Origin of the sequence: Nonomuraea sp. NPDC049419 (assembly GCF_040676995.1) — a bacterium.
Lineage (GTDB): Bacteria > Actinomycetota > Actinomycetes > Streptosporangiales > Streptosporangiaceae > Nonomuraea > Nonomuraea salmonea.
Window position 1 is genome coordinate 20514 of record NZ_JBFAQB010000036.1, and the last position, 14274, is coordinate 34787.

The 14274-nt window shown below is 70.9% G+C and carries 11 protein-coding genes; 3 read left to right on the forward strand and 8 right to left on the reverse strand.

Features of this window, described 5'->3' with window-relative positions; translation table 11 throughout:
• Positions 1-27 precede the first annotated feature (27 nt).
• Positions 28-2388, reverse strand: a complete 2361-nt coding sequence (lon, locus tag AB0K12_RS47150; RefSeq protein WP_364575678.1) for an endopeptidase La — start codon at positions 2386-2388, stop codon at positions 28-30.
• Positions 2389-2625: 237 nt separating this feature from the next.
• Between lon and AB0K12_RS47155 the strand changes: the two genes are divergently transcribed.
• The 3 genes from AB0K12_RS47155 to AB0K12_RS47165 all read left to right on the forward strand — a co-directional run bounded on the left by AB0K12_RS47155 (position 2626) and on the right by AB0K12_RS47165 (position 6451).
• Complete coding sequence (locus AB0K12_RS47155) at positions 2626-4206, forward strand: histidine kinase (RefSeq protein WP_364575680.1); 1581 nt, start codon at positions 2626-2628, stop codon at positions 4204-4206.
• On the forward strand, positions 4203-4859 hold the full coding sequence (locus tag AB0K12_RS47160; protein WP_364575682.1) for a response regulator transcription factor: 657 nt from the start codon (positions 4203-4205) through the stop codon (positions 4857-4859). The genes AB0K12_RS47155 and AB0K12_RS47160 overlap by 4 nt, the downstream gene beginning before the upstream one ends.
• 233 nt (positions 4860-5092) lie before the next feature.
• Positions 5093-6451, forward strand: a complete 1359-nt coding sequence (locus AB0K12_RS47165; protein WP_364575684.1) for a phenylacetate--CoA ligase family protein — start codon at positions 5093-5095, stop codon at positions 6449-6451.
• A gap of 33 nt (positions 6452-6484) precedes the next feature.
• Here the strand turns inward: AB0K12_RS47165 and AB0K12_RS47170 are convergent, their stop codons facing one another.
• From AB0K12_RS47170 to AB0K12_RS47200, 7 genes are read right to left on the reverse strand one after another with little or no spacing between them, the layout of a single operon-like run.
• Complete coding sequence (locus AB0K12_RS47170) at positions 6485-7477, reverse strand: Lrp/AsnC family transcriptional regulator (RefSeq protein ID WP_364575686.1); 993 nt, start codon at positions 7475-7477, stop codon at positions 6485-6487.
• Between the two features lie 19 nt (positions 7478-7496).
• Entirely contained in the window at positions 7497-8360 is an 864-nt protein-coding gene (locus AB0K12_RS47175; protein ID WP_364575688.1) for an alpha/beta hydrolase, read from the reverse strand.
• A gap of 21 nt (positions 8361-8381) precedes the next feature.
• On the reverse strand, positions 8382-9551 hold the full coding sequence (locus AB0K12_RS47180; RefSeq protein ID WP_364575690.1) for a Xaa-Pro peptidase family protein: 1170 nt from the start codon (positions 9549-9551) through the stop codon (positions 8382-8384).
• A complete protein-coding gene (locus tag AB0K12_RS47185) occupies positions 9548-10402 on the reverse strand; it encodes an ABC transporter permease (RefSeq protein WP_345402051.1) in 855 nt (284 codons plus the stop codon). The genes AB0K12_RS47180 and AB0K12_RS47185 overlap by 4 nt, the downstream gene beginning before the upstream one ends.
• The gene (locus tag AB0K12_RS47190) at positions 10399-11352 is read right to left on the reverse strand and encodes an ABC transporter permease (protein ID WP_345402048.1); all 954 of its coding nucleotides are present in this window, start codon (positions 11350-11352) and stop codon (positions 10399-10401) included. The genes AB0K12_RS47185 and AB0K12_RS47190 overlap by 4 nt, the downstream gene beginning before the upstream one ends.
• A gap of 4 nt (positions 11353-11356) precedes the next feature.
• Positions 11357-12943 carry an ABC transporter substrate-binding protein gene (locus tag AB0K12_RS47195; RefSeq protein WP_364575693.1) on the reverse strand — a complete coding sequence of 529 codons (1587 nt, stop codon included), beginning with the start codon at positions 12941-12943 and terminating at the stop codon, positions 11357-11359.
• Entirely contained in the window at positions 12943-14151 is a 1209-nt protein-coding gene (locus AB0K12_RS47200; RefSeq protein WP_364575695.1) for a membrane dipeptidase, read from the reverse strand. Before AB0K12_RS47200 ends, AB0K12_RS47195 begins: the two co-directional genes overlap by 1 nt.
• Positions 14152-14274: the final 123 nt, after the last annotated feature.

A 14274-nucleotide genomic window follows, 5' to 3' on the forward strand; every position in this document is an offset into this window, starting at 1 on the left:
GGCCGCTCGTGGCGGGGGACGCCGCTGTCAGGCGGCGACCGTGGTGGCCACCTCGGCCGGGCTGAGCGCGATGTCGAGGACCTCGCGCACGTCGCTCACCGTGTGGATGGTCAGCTCGTCGCGGACCTCCTGCGGCACGTCGTCCAGGTCGGGCTCGTTGCGGGCCGGGATGAGCACGGTCGTGATGCCGGCCCGGTGGGCCGCGAGCAGCTTCTGCTTGACGCCGCCGATCGGCAGCACCCGCCCGGTCAGCGAGATCTCGCCGGTCATCGCGACGTCGTTGCGGACCAGCCGCCCGGACAGCAGCGAGGCCAGCGCCGTGGTCAGCGTCACGCCGGCGGACGGGCCGTCCTTCGGCACGGCGCCGGCCGGGAAGTGCACGTGGACCGAGCGGTCCTTCAGCGCGGTGACCGGCAGCTCCAGCTCCGCGCCGTGGGAGCGCAGGTAGGACAGCGCGATGCGGGCCGACTCCTTCATCACGTCGCCGAGCTGGCCGGTGAGCGTGAGCCCCGTCTCGCCGGTCTCGGGGTCGGCGAGGGACGCCTCGACGTAGAGGACGTCTCCCCCGGCTCCGGTCACGGCCAGGCCGGTCGCCACGCCGGGCACGGACGTGCGCTGCTTGGCCTCGGGCAGCGACGACTCGGGCACGAACCTCGGCCGCCCGAGGTAGCCCACCAGGTCGTCACCGCCCACGGTGACGGGCAGCTCGTCCTTGGCCGCGACCTTGCGCAGGATGCGCGCCACCGACCGCTCCAGCGAGCGCACGCCCGCCTCGCGCGTGTACTCGGCGGCCAGCCTGCGCAGCGCCGCCTCCTCGACCGTGACCTCCTCGGCCGTCAGCCCGGCCAGCTCGCGCTGCCTGGGCAGCAGGTGGTCGCGGGCGATGGCGACCTTCTCGTCCTCGGTGTAGCCGTCGAGCGTGACGACCTCCATGCGGTCGAGCAGCGGCCCGGGGATGGCCTCCAGGACGTTGGCGGTGGCCAGGAACAGCACGTCGGACAGGTCGAGCTCGACCTCGAGGTAATGGTCGCGGAACGTGTGGTTTTGAGCCGGGTCGAGGACCTCCAGCAGCGCGGCCGTGGGGTCGCCGCGGTAGTCGGCGCCGACCTTGTCGACCTCGTCGAGCAGCACGACCGGGTTCATCGAGCCGGCCTCGCGGATGGCGCGGACGACGCGGCCGGGCAGGGCACCGACGTAGGTGCGGCGGTGGCCGCGGATCTCGGCCTCGTCGCGTACGCCGCCGAGCGCCACCCGGACGAACTTGCGGCCCATCGCGCGCGCCACGGACTCGCCCAGCGACGTCTTGCCGACTCCGGGAGGGCCGGCCAGCGCCAGCACGGCGCCGCTGCGCCGGCCGCCCACCACGCCGAGCCCCTTGTCCTGGCGGCGCTTGCGCACGGCCAGGTGCTCGATGATGCGGTCCTTGACGTCGGCGAGACCGGTGTGGTCGGCGTCGAGCACGGCGCGCGCGCCGGTCAGGTCGTAGTTGTCCTCGGTGCGCTCGTTCCACGGGATGTCCAGCACGGTGTCGAGCCAGGTGCGGATCCAGCCGGTCTCGGGCGACTGCTCGGAGGTGCGCTCGAGCTTGTCGACCTCCTTGAGCGCGGCTTCGCGTACCTTGCCGGGCAGGTCGGCGGCCTCGACGCGGGCGCGGTAGTCCTCCTCCTCGCTCTCGGCGGCGTCGCCGTTGAGCTCCTTCAGCTCCTTGCGGATGGCGCTCATCTGCTGGCGCAGCAGGAACTCGCGCTGCTGCTTCTCCATGCCCTCCTGGACGTCCTTGCGGATCGTCTCGGCGACGTCGAGCTCGGCCAGGTGCTCGCGGGACCACTCGATGAGCCGGGCCAGCCGCTCGGCCGGGTCGGCCTGCTCCAGCAGCTCGACCTTCTGCGCGGTGGTGAGCCAAGGGGTGTAGCCGGAGCTGTCGGCCAGCACGGAGGGGTCGTCGATCTGGTTGACCTGGTCGACCACCTGCCAGGCGCCGCGCTTCTGCAGGATGGTGGTGGCCAGCGCCTTGTACTCCTTGGCCAGCTCCTGGGCGCGCTCGCCGGCGGCGACGGTGTCGATGCTCTCGGCCTCGACCCACAGTGCGGCGCCTGGGCCGGTGGTGCCGGTGCCCACGCGGACGCGGTCGACGCCGCGTACGACGGCGGCGGGCTCACCGCCCGGCAGCCTCCCGACCTGCTCGACGACGGCCCTGACGCCGATCGCGCCGTAGCGGCCGTCTATGCGGGGAACGAGGAGGACCCGTGGCTTGTTGCCACCGGATGCACGGGCCGCCTCTATCGCAGCGCGCACCTCGGAGTCGGACAGGTCCAGCGGAACCACCATGCCCGGCAGGACGACGGCGTCGTCGAGCGGCAGGACCGGGAGGATCAAGCTCTCACTCATGCGAACTCCAAAGGGTTGAGTTATACCGACTCAATTCATCGGAGCCGCGCATTGTTCCCTTCCTTGCCGATGTTCGCTCACGGCGATCGTAATGGTGTAAGCCATACCTTAGGGTGACCAAGGATCAAACCCTGGTGTGACGACGCCCGGCAACCCCCTCTTCTACTCTTGAGCAGGCGTTTTCCCTGCCTCTTCGTTGCTCACCGGAGGGCGGGGCCGGACCAGGCGGGGGGTGTCGTGAGCGAAGGGGTGGTGCGGCGGGCGACGGGGGCGGTGGTGCGGCCGCTCAAGCTCGCCCTCTACCGAGGCGACGCCGATGCGCCGCCCGCCCGGCGCAGGCTTACCTTCCGGGTGCCGGAGTGGCTGTGGCCGGCGATCCCGGCGCGCACCTTCAACCTGGTGCAGGTCGCGGACCTGGTGCTGGCGCTCGCTCTCTACGCGCTGACCGTCTCCATGATGCTCGACTGGAACGCCGAGGCCGCCTTGCTCTGGCCGCACGGCGGCACCCGGGCGCCCATCCTCGACGCCTATGCCTACCTGGCCGCGCTCGGCGTCGCGCTCCCCGTGGCGCTGCGCGACCGGTGGCCGCTGGCCGCCTGGCGGGTGGCCGCCGGGGCGATGCCGCTCGTGGTGTGGGTCGACGGCGGCCTCGACTCCGGCCCGCCGCCCTACCCGTGGACGACGGTGGTCGGCTACCTGGTGGTGCTCTACTCGGTCGCCGTGCGCTGCGAGCGGCGGATCACGGTGGGCGTGTGGGTGGTCACGATGCCGGCCGCGTGGATCATCCACCCCGACTCGATGCCACTGGCTGGCGTGTTCGTGACGATCGCGGCGGCGTTCGGCTACAACGTACGCGTGCGGCGCAGCGCCACGGCCAAGCTCCTCGAGGAGGAGCGGCGCGTCAAGGCGGCCGAGAGCGCGCAGGCGGTGCTGGAGGAGCGGGCCCGCATCGCCCGCGAGCTGCACGACGTGGTCGCCCACCACATGTCGGTGATCGCCATCCAGGCCGAGGCGGTGCCGCTCAAGGCCGCGGGCGACCCGGCCCGGCTGGAGGCGGGGCTGGCCGAGATCCGAGGGCTCTCTCTCGAGGCGATCGCGCAGCTGCGCCAGGTCCTGGGCGTACTACGCGACCCCTCAGGGCGGGCCGACACCGCGCCGCAGCCGGGCCTCGACCGCGTCGACGAGCTGATCGCCAACGCCCGCGCGGCCGGGCTGGCGGTGCTGGTCAGGCGGAGCGGGGAGCTCGGTGGGCTGCCGTCGGCGGTGGAGCTGTCGGCGTACCGGATCGTGCAGGAATCGCTGTCGAACGTCATGCGCCACGCCCCAGGCGCCGCCGTCGCACTGGACATCACCACAGACCCGGACGCACTCCACCTCACCATCGCGAACGGCCCCAGCCCAACCCGCCGCAACGCGACCCACAAGCCACCGCGCCCCACATCGCCGGCCACGGAGGACGAAGTGGATGGCGGGGATGGCGGGGACCGCGAGCCCGGAAGTGAAGGCGGCCCCGCCACGGGCGCATCGGGCAGAACGGGCGCCCTGGACGACACACTCGGCGGCGGCGAACCGGGCGGCGCGGGTGGCCTGGGCGACACCGCCGGCCTGGACCACACGAGCGCAGCGGGCCAGAGGAACAGCGGGGACGGTCGGGGCGGTGAGGTTGCGCGGGTGGCTGCGAGCGGGGGTGGGCAGGGGCTCGTCGGGATGCGGGAGCGGGCGGCGTTGCTGGGTGGGACGCTGGAGGCGGGTCCGGTGCCCGGTGGCGGGTTCGAGGTGCGGGCCACGTTACCGATCGCGGGGAGGGAGAGCGCGTGATCAGGGTGCTGATCGCGGACGACCAGGGCATGGTGCGCACCGGGTTCACGGTGTTCCTGAGCGGCCAGCCGGACATCGAGGTGGTGGGCGAGGCGGCCGACGGGCGCGAGGCCGTCGAGCGGGCCGCCGAGCTCAAGCCCGACGTGGTGCTGATGGACGTCCGCATGCCGCACATGAACGGCCTGGAGGCCACCAGGGAGCTGATGGCCCGGGGCGGCGCGACCAAGGTGCTCATCCTGACCACGTTCGACCTCGACGACTACGTCTACGAGGCGCTGCGGGCGGGGGCGAGCGGGTTCCTGCTCAAGGACGCGTCGGCGGCTCAGCTCGCGGAGGCCGTCCGCGTGGTCGCCGCCGGTGAGGCGCTCATCGCGCCGGCCATCACCAAGCGGCTCATCACCGAGTTCGCCCGGCTCGGCTCCCCTCGCCCGGTGCCGGGCCGGCGGCTCGACGAGCTGACCGAACGGGAGACCGAGGTGCTCCTGCTGGTCGCCCAGGCGCTGTCCAACCAGGAGATCGCGGAGAAGCTGTTCGTGGCCGAACAGACGGTCAAGACGCACGTGGGCCGCGTCCTGATGAAACTCGGCCTGCGCGACCGCGCCCAGGCCATCGTCTTCGCCTACGAGAGCGGCCTGGTCCGCCCCGGCGAGTAACTCCTGGGACGGACGGCAGAACCGCGCGACCTCCAGGCGCTGACACCGGCCTGAGCCGACCCCGAGAGGCGAACACCGTGGCCGCTGCCGAGGGGATCCGGGTGGGAGCTCTGGGAGAGCAGGCGGGGTCGGGCGGTCACCAGGCCGGGTCGGGCGGTCACCAGGCCGGGTCGAGTGGTTGCCAGGGCGGGTCGGGTGTTTTCCAGGGCGGGGTCAGGTCGTACAGTCGGCGGGTGGATCCTGTTGAGCTTTTTCATCAGGTGGCGGCCACCGTGCCTGCCTACGGCGCGTTTCTTGCCGAGCATCACGTCGATCCGGCGAAGGTGACGACGCCGACCGCGTTCGCGGCGTTGCCGATGACGACCAAGGATGGTTATACCCGTCGGTATCCACTCCCCGATCTGTGCAGGGGCGGGGTGATCGGGGACATGATCGCGGTGTCGTCGGGGTCCACCGGGGAGCCGTCGTTCTGGCCGCGGTCGGTGGCGGATGAGCGGGTGATCGCGGATCGGTTCGCGGAGGTGTTCGACGCGTTCGGTGCGCGGGAGCGGCGGACGCTGGCGGTCGTGTGCTTCGCTCTCGGCACCTGGGTGGGCGGGCTGTTCACGGTGAGCTGCTGCCGGCATCTGGCCGAGCGCGGCTATCCGGTCACGGTGGTGGCGCCGGGGACCGACCGGCGGGAGATCCGGCGGGTGCTGCCCGAGCTGGCCCCGCACTTCGACCAGGTCGTGCTGCTGGGTTACCCGCCGTTTCTCAAGAACGTGATCGACACCGAGGACCTGCCGTGGCACGCGTGGGACCTCAAGCTGGTGACGGCGGGCGAGGTGTTCAGCGAGGAGTGGCGGGCGCTGGTGGCCGAGCGGGCGGGCATCGCCGACCCGTTGCGGGGCATCGCCTCCCTGTACGGCACCGCCGACGCGGGCGTCCTGGGCAACGAGACGCCGCTGTCGGCGGAAATCCGGCGGTTCCTGGCGGCCAGGCCGGAGACGGCGCGGGAGTTGTTCGGCGAGTCGCGGTTGCCGACCCTCGTCCAGTACGACCCCGGGGTGCGGTACTTCGAGGAGCACGAGGGGACGCTGCTGTTCTCGGGGGACAACGGTGTGCCGCTGATCCGGTATCACATCGCGGATGAGGGTGGCGTGCTGCCGTACGACAGGCTCCTGTCGTTCGTCGGGGAGCGTGGGTTCACGCCGTCGGTGAGCGGCCCGGAGCGGCCGTTCGCGTACGTGTTCGGCCGCAGCCACTTCACGGTCTCCTTCTACGGCGCGAACGTCTACCCGGAGAACGTCGCGGTCGGTCTGGAGCAGCCGGAGGTGAGCGGGGCGGTGACCGGCAAGTTCGTGGTGGAGGTGGGCGAGGACGAGCGGCGCGACCGGTTCCTGACGGTCACGGTGGAGCTGATGCCGGGCGAGCGGCCGTCGGACGAGTTCGCCGACGCGGCGGGCGAGGCGATCCTGGGTCAGCTGCTCCGGCTGAACAGCGAGTTCGCCGCCTACGTGCCGGCTGACCGGCAGCGCCCGTTCGTCCGGTTGCGGGAGGCCGGCGACCCGGAGTACTTCCCTCCAGGTGCCAAACACCGCTATACCCGCTGACCGCCGGGAGGAGCCGGAGCGCCCCCACGCGGGTCAGTTCACCAGGGCGGCGGCGATGCGGTTCTCGGCCCACGGGACCATGAGGAAGCCGCGCTTGACCGTCAGCACCTGCACCCCGGCCGTCCACGACTGGATGCCCGGTACGGAGGCCAGGGTGCGGGAGGTGAAGTGGTGGAGGTCGGCGGTGGTGGGGACGATGACCTCGCAGATGAGCGAGGCCTGCCCCAGCACGGACGCGATCATGCGGACGCCGCGCTCGCCGGACAGCCGCTCGGCCACGCTGTCCTGCATGCTCGGCTCGACCGACAGCCAGAACAGGATCTCGGCCTCGTAGCCGAGCGCGGCGGCCGGGATGAACGCGGTGACGCTGGCGCACCCCCGGTCGAGCATGGCCTCCAGGCGCCGCCTTGCGGTGCTCTCGCTGATGCCGACGCGGCGGCCGACGGACTGGAAACCGGCCCGGCCGTCGTCGCGCAGCGCGGCCAGCACCTCGCGGTCGACGTCGTCGAGGTGCCCGCGCTCGCAGGTGTGGAGCGGCCTGGGCGTGGCGAACGCGGCCGCCTGGGGCCCGAGCAGGGGCGCGCTCCAGTCGTAGCTCACCTTGTACGTGTGCAGCACCAGGTCGGCGTTGCTCTGCTGCGCCCCCGGGATGGTCTGGACGAAGTCGACCAGCATCGAGTAGAGGTCGCGGTGCTTGGGCGCGACCAGCTCGAACACGATGTCGTAGCCCCCGGTGACGATGGTGACGTACCGGATGTCGGGGTTGGCGGCGAGCAGCCCCGCCACCCTGAGCTGGCTGCCGGGCGCGCAGGTCAGCCGGACGAGGAACACGTGGACCGGCCCTTCGTGCTCCAGGTGCGGCAGCACCGCGACCCGGGCCAGGCCGGCGCCGAACAGGTGCTGGGCCCGCCGCGCCACCGTCGTGGTGGAGGTGCCGATGAGCTGGGCGATGTCGGTCCAGCTCGCCCGGCCGTTCACGTGGAGCGCGGCGAGGATCTTGCGGTCGAGGTCGTCGAGATCTTCCATCGGGGGCATCATCGCGCGATCAGGGCCGTTCTCGCACCTGTCCTGAGCCACCGGTCAGGGCCCGGGCGAGGAAGTCGCGGACGGTGGCCTCCCACAGCTCGGCCTCCTCGACCTGCGGCGAGTGGCCGGACTTCTCGAAGATCCGCAGCTCGGAGCCGGGGATGAGGCGGGCGATGGTCTCGCTGCACTCGGGCGGCGTGATCCAGTCGTGCCGGCCGACGGTGATGAGGGTCGGCGCGGTGATACCGGGCAGCAGGTGCTTGATGTCGTAGTTCGGCTGGTTGTAAGCGAAGGCGTAGTTGTGCGTCTCGTAGTGGTACGGGGTGGCGGCCACGCGCTGCTCGACCTTGGCGGGGTCGTAGTCGTGGTCGTACAGGGGGAGGATCTCCCGCCAGCAGTCGCGCAGGTCGTCGTCGTCGCGCACGGTGCCCGCCATGATGCGGTCGAGCTTGTCGCGGTCGATCGCCACGCGGGAGGAGGCGGCGGCGTTGCGGATGGCGAGGTCCTGGTTGCCGTTGTCGGCCGAGGTGTCGCGCAGCACGACGGCGGAGACGCGGTCGGGGTGGCGGGCGGCGTACTCCATGGCGATGAAGCCGCCGTACGAGCCGCCGGCGATGACGACCTGCTCGGCGCCGATCCACTCGCGCAGCGCCTCGACGTCGGCCACCCACTGCTCGTGGGTGAACGGCCCGGTCAGGCCGCTCGCGCCGGAGCCTCTGGCGTCGAAGACGACCACCCGGTAGGCGTCGGCGAGGCGGCCGAAGCCGGCCTTGGGCTCGGCGAGCGAGCCGAGGCCTGGGGCGCCGTGGTGGGCGATGACGACGTTCTCGCCGTCGCCGAGTATTTCGACGTTGAGGCGGTTGCCGTTGATGTCGACGTGCACAGGGGTCCTCTCGGATGACCGTCAGATGACGATGTCGGTGAGCTCTCGGGGGTACGCGGTGAGCCGGCGTGGCCCCGACGCGGTGACGAGCACGGTGTCGGAGATGCGGTAGCCGGCGTGGCCCGGCACGTAGACGCCGGGCTCGCTGGACAGGATCATGCCGGGGGCGAGTTCGGTGGCGTCGCCGTCGGACAGCCACGGCGGCTCGTGGAAGCCGAGCCCGATGCCGTGCCCCTGGCGGTGGCGCAGGTGCTCGCCGTAGCCGGCCTCCTCGATGACGGCCAGGCAGCGGCGGTTGACCTCCTCGCAGGTGGCGCCGGGGACGAGCGCCTCGGTGCCGATCTCCTGCGCCTCGCGTACGGCCTCGTAGTAGCGGGCCTGCTCGGGGGTGGGCTCGCCGATGACGAACGTGCGCTCGCTCTCGACGAACCGGCCGCCGACGGCGCAGCCGAGGGAGAGCATGAACGTCTCCCCCGCCTTGAGCCGGTCGCCGCCGGGCAGGCGGTGGGGCTGGGCGGAGTTGGGGCCGCCGTAGACGAGGCCGCCGGTCAGCATGGGGACGACCACGACGTCCTCGTGGGAGGCGTACATGAGGCGGGAGCCGTAGGCGATGACGTGCCCGGCCAGCTCGGTCTCGGTGGGCAGTTCGCCGCCGTCCTCGACGGCCTGCCTGACCAGCTCGACGCCGGCCTCGATCATCCGGTCGGCGATGCGGGCGGCCTCCTCGTGCAGCGCGATCTCCTCGGGGAGCTTGCGCAGCCGCACCTGGCCGACGGCGTCGGAGACGCTCCACCGGGTCCCGGGGAACGCCGCCGCGAGCGCCGCCGTACGGCCGATGGAGGTGGAGGGCGCGTAGGCGGCCGTGGCGGGGGCCGGTACGTGCGCGGCGAGCACCGCGAACGGCGAGCGCACGCCGGGGAACTCGGGGTAGGCGCGGATCTCGGCCCTGGCGTCCTGGTCGGCGGCGTACTCGCGTTCGAGGTCGGGCACCAGCAGCACCGGGTCGCCGTCGAGCGGCAGCCAGCAGGCGACCGGCCGCTCGTTCGGGAAGTGGTGGAACCCGGTGAGGTAGGCGACGTCGAGCGGATCGTCGAGCAGGAGCGCCGACAGCCCGTCCGCGGCCATGCGGGCGCGTACCCGGTCGAGGGCGCCCGCGTAGAAGGAGGCGGGCAGCTTCTGGGAGAAGGTCATGTGTCGCTCCTGTGGTTGCGGGCGTCGTTGTAGGCCACGGACAGCAGCGTCGTGGACAGGACCAGCAGCAGGATCGCCAGCGACGGGAACAGCGTGGTCCACCAGGCGGAGGCGAGCGCGCCCGACTGCTGCGCCTTGTGCAGGATCGTGCCCCACGACCAGCTGTTGGGGTCGCCCAGGCCCAGGAAGGACAGCCCGGCCTCCGACAGCACGGCGCGGGAGGTGGTGAGCACGACGGACACGCCGACGACGGGGACGACGCCGGGCAGCAGGTGTTTGCGCACGATCCACAGCGACGAGCCGCCGACGACCTTGGCCGCCGACACGAACGGCATGGGCACGATCGCCAGCGCCTGCGAGCGCACCACGCGGGCCACCTCGGGCCAGCTGAACAGCGCGATCACCACGGCCAGCGTGCGCACGCTGGGCCCGGCCAGCGCCGCGACCAGGATCATCAGCGGCAGCACGGGCAGCGACAGCGACAGGTCGACCAGGACGCCGAGCGGGGTGTCCAGGCGGCGGAAGTACGCGGCGCTGACGCCGATGAGCAGGCCGATGACGATGGCGAGGACCGAGGCGCTGACCCCGACCGCCATGCTGACCCGCGTACCCCAGACGACCTGGGCGAACACGTCCTGGCCGATGTCGTCGGTGCCGAACCAGTGGGCCGCGGACGGTGGCTGGGAGGTGTCGGCGCCGTACCCTTCGGGGAAGGGCGCGATGAGCGGCGCGAAGATCGCGACCAGGAGCATGAGGAGCAGCACGACGGCGCTGGCCATGCCGAGCGGGTTGCGGCGGAAGGAACTCCAGGTCCGCGCGCGGGGGGTGAGCTCCGCTGCGATGGCGGTCATGAGGTGCGCACTCTCGGGTCGAGGATGCCGTAGGCCACGTCCGTGATCAGGTTGGCCACCACGACGGCGGCCGCCAGCAGCACGAACGCGCCCTGCAGCACGGGGAAGTCGAGCTGGCCGACCGCCTCGTAGATGGCGCGGCCGATGCCCGGGTAGGCGTAGATGGTCTCGGTCAGCACCGCGCCGCCGACCAGGGTGCCGAGCTGCAGGCCGGCGATGGTCGTGGTGGGCAGCAGCGCGTTGCGCAGCGCGTGCTTCCACACGACCTTGCCGGGCCGTACGCCCTTGGCCTTGGCCAGCGAGACGTAGTCCTCGCCGAGCGCGTCGATGAGCGTGGTCCGCATGGTCAGCACGTAGCCGCCGAGCTGGATGAGCACCAGCGACAGGCAGGGCAGCACCAGGTGGTGCACCATGCTGACGGTGGCGCCGATGCCGGTGGCGTCGAGGTCCACCGCGCCGCCGATGGGGAACCAGCCGAGCCAGACGCCCAGCACGTACATGAGGAAGATGCCGACGCTGGGCACGAACAGCGACTGCGCGGTGACGCCGGTGAGCTGGATGACGCGGTCGAGCCAGCCCTTGGCCCTGGTGGCGGCGAGCACGCCGAGCGGGATGCCCAGCACGATCGTCACCGCCATGGCCGAGATGGTGAGGATCAGCGTCCACGGCAGCCGTTCCATCAGCACGGTCGTCACGGGGACCGACTGGCGGAACGACATGCCGAGGTTGCCGTGCAGGAGCTGGCCGAGGTAGTCGACGTACTGTGCGGCGAGGGGTTTGTCCAGGCCGAAGTCCGCGAGCAGCTTCTGGCGCAGCTCCTCGGTCATGTTCGGGTCGGCCACGGCCAGCACCGGGTCGCCCGGCAGCAGGCGGACCAGGAAGAACGTCACCGTGACCGCGAACCACAGGGTGAGCAGGCCGCGGGCCAGCCGGAGGCCGATGAACCTCATGCGATCATCCGGCCGGCTTCGCCGAGGCGAGGGAGAGCGGGTTGAGGATGGACAGCAGCTCGCTCGGCATCGGCTTGAAGCCGGTCCACTTCGCGGAGTACGCGATGTTGAACGTCTCCACGTACAGGACGTTGTCGTAGACCTGGTCGTGGATGATGCGGGCGGCCTCCTGGATCGGGGTCCTGGCCTCCTCGACGGTCAGCGCGCGCTGCGCCTTGTCGATGAGGTCGTCCAGCTTGGGGTCCTCGACCTGGGCGTAGTTGATGAACCCGCCGCTCTTGAAGGCCAGCCCCAGGTTGGCGGGCGGGTTGTCCATGACCGCCCACGACCCGGCGTAGATGTCGAAGTCCCGCTTGGTCGTCTTGTCGAGGTAGGTGTTGCGCTCCAGGCCCTGCAGCTCGATCGTGATCCCGGCCTTCTTCGCCGCGTCGCGCACCATGGGCGCCCAGCGGGCGATGTTCGGGTCGGCCTGGTCGTAGATCATGCCGAGCTTCAGGTTCGTCTGCCCGGCCTGGGCCAGCAGCTTCTTGGACTGCTCGGGGTCGAAGGCGTACTCCTTCGAGCTCGGGTCGGCGTAGTCGGGCAGCGTCGGGGTCAGGACGCTGGAGTTGGAGGACTTGGCGAAGCCCTTGAGCGCGATGTTCCTGATGGCCTCGTAGTCCACGGCGTGGGCCAGCGCCTGCCGCACGCGGACGTCGTCCAGCGGCTTGCGCTTGGTGTTGTACTGCAGGTGGGCCCAGCCGAGCGACGGGATCTCCTGCAGCTTGACCTTGGCGTCGTTCTTCAGCTCGGCCGCGGTGGCGGGCGGCAGCACGTTGCCGATCATGTCGATCTCGCCGTTGCGCAGCGCCAGCACCTCGGTGTTGACGTCGGGGAAGACGCGGAAGACGACCTGCTTGACGGTCGGCTGGCCGGGTCCGAAGTCGTCGACGCGGTCCATGATGTAGCGCTGGCCGCGCTCGACCTTGGTCAGCTTGTACGGCCCCGCGCTCACCCAGTCCTTGTCGTTGGCGAACTTCTGCACGCTCGGCGCCTTCTCGAACACGTGCTTGGGCACGATCGGCAGCCAGAAGCCGACGTTGTCGAGGAACGTCCCGTCGGGGCGGCTCAGCTTGAAGCGCACCTCGGTGGGCGAGACGGCCTCGGCCTCGTCGAGGGCGGTGATGAGCCCCGCGACGACGCCGAACTTCTCCTTCTGCACCGCGGTCACCGCGAACACCACGTCGTCGGCGCTGACCGGCTTGCCGTCGGACCACTTCATGTCGTCGCGCAGCTTGACGGTGGCGCTCTTGCCGTCCTCCGCGTACGACCACTCGGTCGCCAGGTACGGCGTGCGCTTGCCGGCCTCGTCCATCTGCATGAGGTGCGGGTACATGAGGCTGGTGACCCAGGAGTCCGTACGGCTGTTGCCGACCAGCGGGTTGTAGTTGACGACGTCGGCGGTCGTGCCGATGGTCAGCCGGTCGGCCGAGGCCGGGGCGTCCTGCTCGGCGGACGACGAGGAGCCCGACTGGCCGGGGACGCTCGGGGCGCAGGCGGAGATGGCGGTAAGTGCGGCGGCCAGCGCCGCGGCGAGGGTGACACGTCTCATCAGATCCAGACCTCTTCCAGCACCCGCATGACGTTGCCGCCGACGACCTTGGTGATCTCGTCGTCGGAGTATCCGTGGGCGACGAGCCAGGAGATGATGTTCCAGAAGCATTCGGCCGGGTTCTCCAGGCCGTCCACGTACGCGACCTTGTCGTAGTCGATCCCGGCGTGCGCCTCCCTGATCGACAGGTGGTCGGCGAACGTCTCGTGCAGCCCGACGTGGTCGCCGAACAACGTGTCGGGGCCGAAGGCCACGTGGTCGATGCCGACCAGGTCCACACAGTACGTGAAGTGGTCCATGACCGACTCCAGGGTGTGCCTGGGGTGGTCGGGCGACAGCGTGGTGTGCGGGGCCGCCTCCAGGCCGATGACGCCGCCGCGCTCGGCCGCCGCCTTGATGACGGAGTCCGGCTTCATGCGGTTCGTGGGCCAGACCGAGCGGGCGCCGGCGTGGGTGATGAGGATCGGCTTGGTGGAGTGCTTGATCGTGTCGAGCGAGGTCTGGTCGCCGGAGTGGGAGACGTCGATGGCGATGCCGAGCTTGTTCATGCGGCGTACGGCTCTCTCGCCGAACAGGGTCAGGCCGCCGTCGCCGCGCTCCTTCAGGCCGCTGCCGAGCGTGTTGGCCTCGCTGTAGGCGATGCCCATCTGCCGTACGCCGAAGCCGTACAGCATGTCGATCCTGTCGACCTCGTTCTCGATCATCGTGGCCGCCTCCAGGGCGAGCACGAGGCCCATGCGGCCGCTGCTGTGCGCCTCGTGCACGTCGGCCAGGCGCTCGACCTTGATGAGGTAGTCCTGGTGGGCGATGTCCGACAGGCGCATGCCGATGTCGGCGATCACGTCGTTCCACTTCCAGCCGGCCTGGCTGGTGACGCAGCAGGTGCCGTCCATGAGGTTGTCGAAGACGACCGTCATGCCGGAGCGGGCCAGGCCCTCGTAGCCGGTGCGGTGGCGGGCGGTCCTGTTGTAGTCGACGGTCTGGCTGATGTCGTCGGGGAAGATCGACGGGTGGTCGTGCAGGGAGACGACCAGGCTGTCGGTGAGCAGGCGGCGGACGCGCTCGGTCTGCTCGGTGGTGAGCTCGGGGCCCTGGTACGCGGGGACGCGGCCGATCTCAGGCGCCAGGTCGAAGTGCCGGTAGTCGACGCCCTCCTCCAAGTATTCGTACGAACGGTAGCCCTTGTAGCTCTTCGCAGCTTCCAGCATCTGGTATCCCCTCTTGTCCGATTGCCGGAAGTTTGCCAGGATCAGGCGCTAAAGACAATATCCGAGTTGTTTTTCGGCAACAGAAGTCCAGTCAGCGCCAGCATTCGTCACAATCGAGAAGGG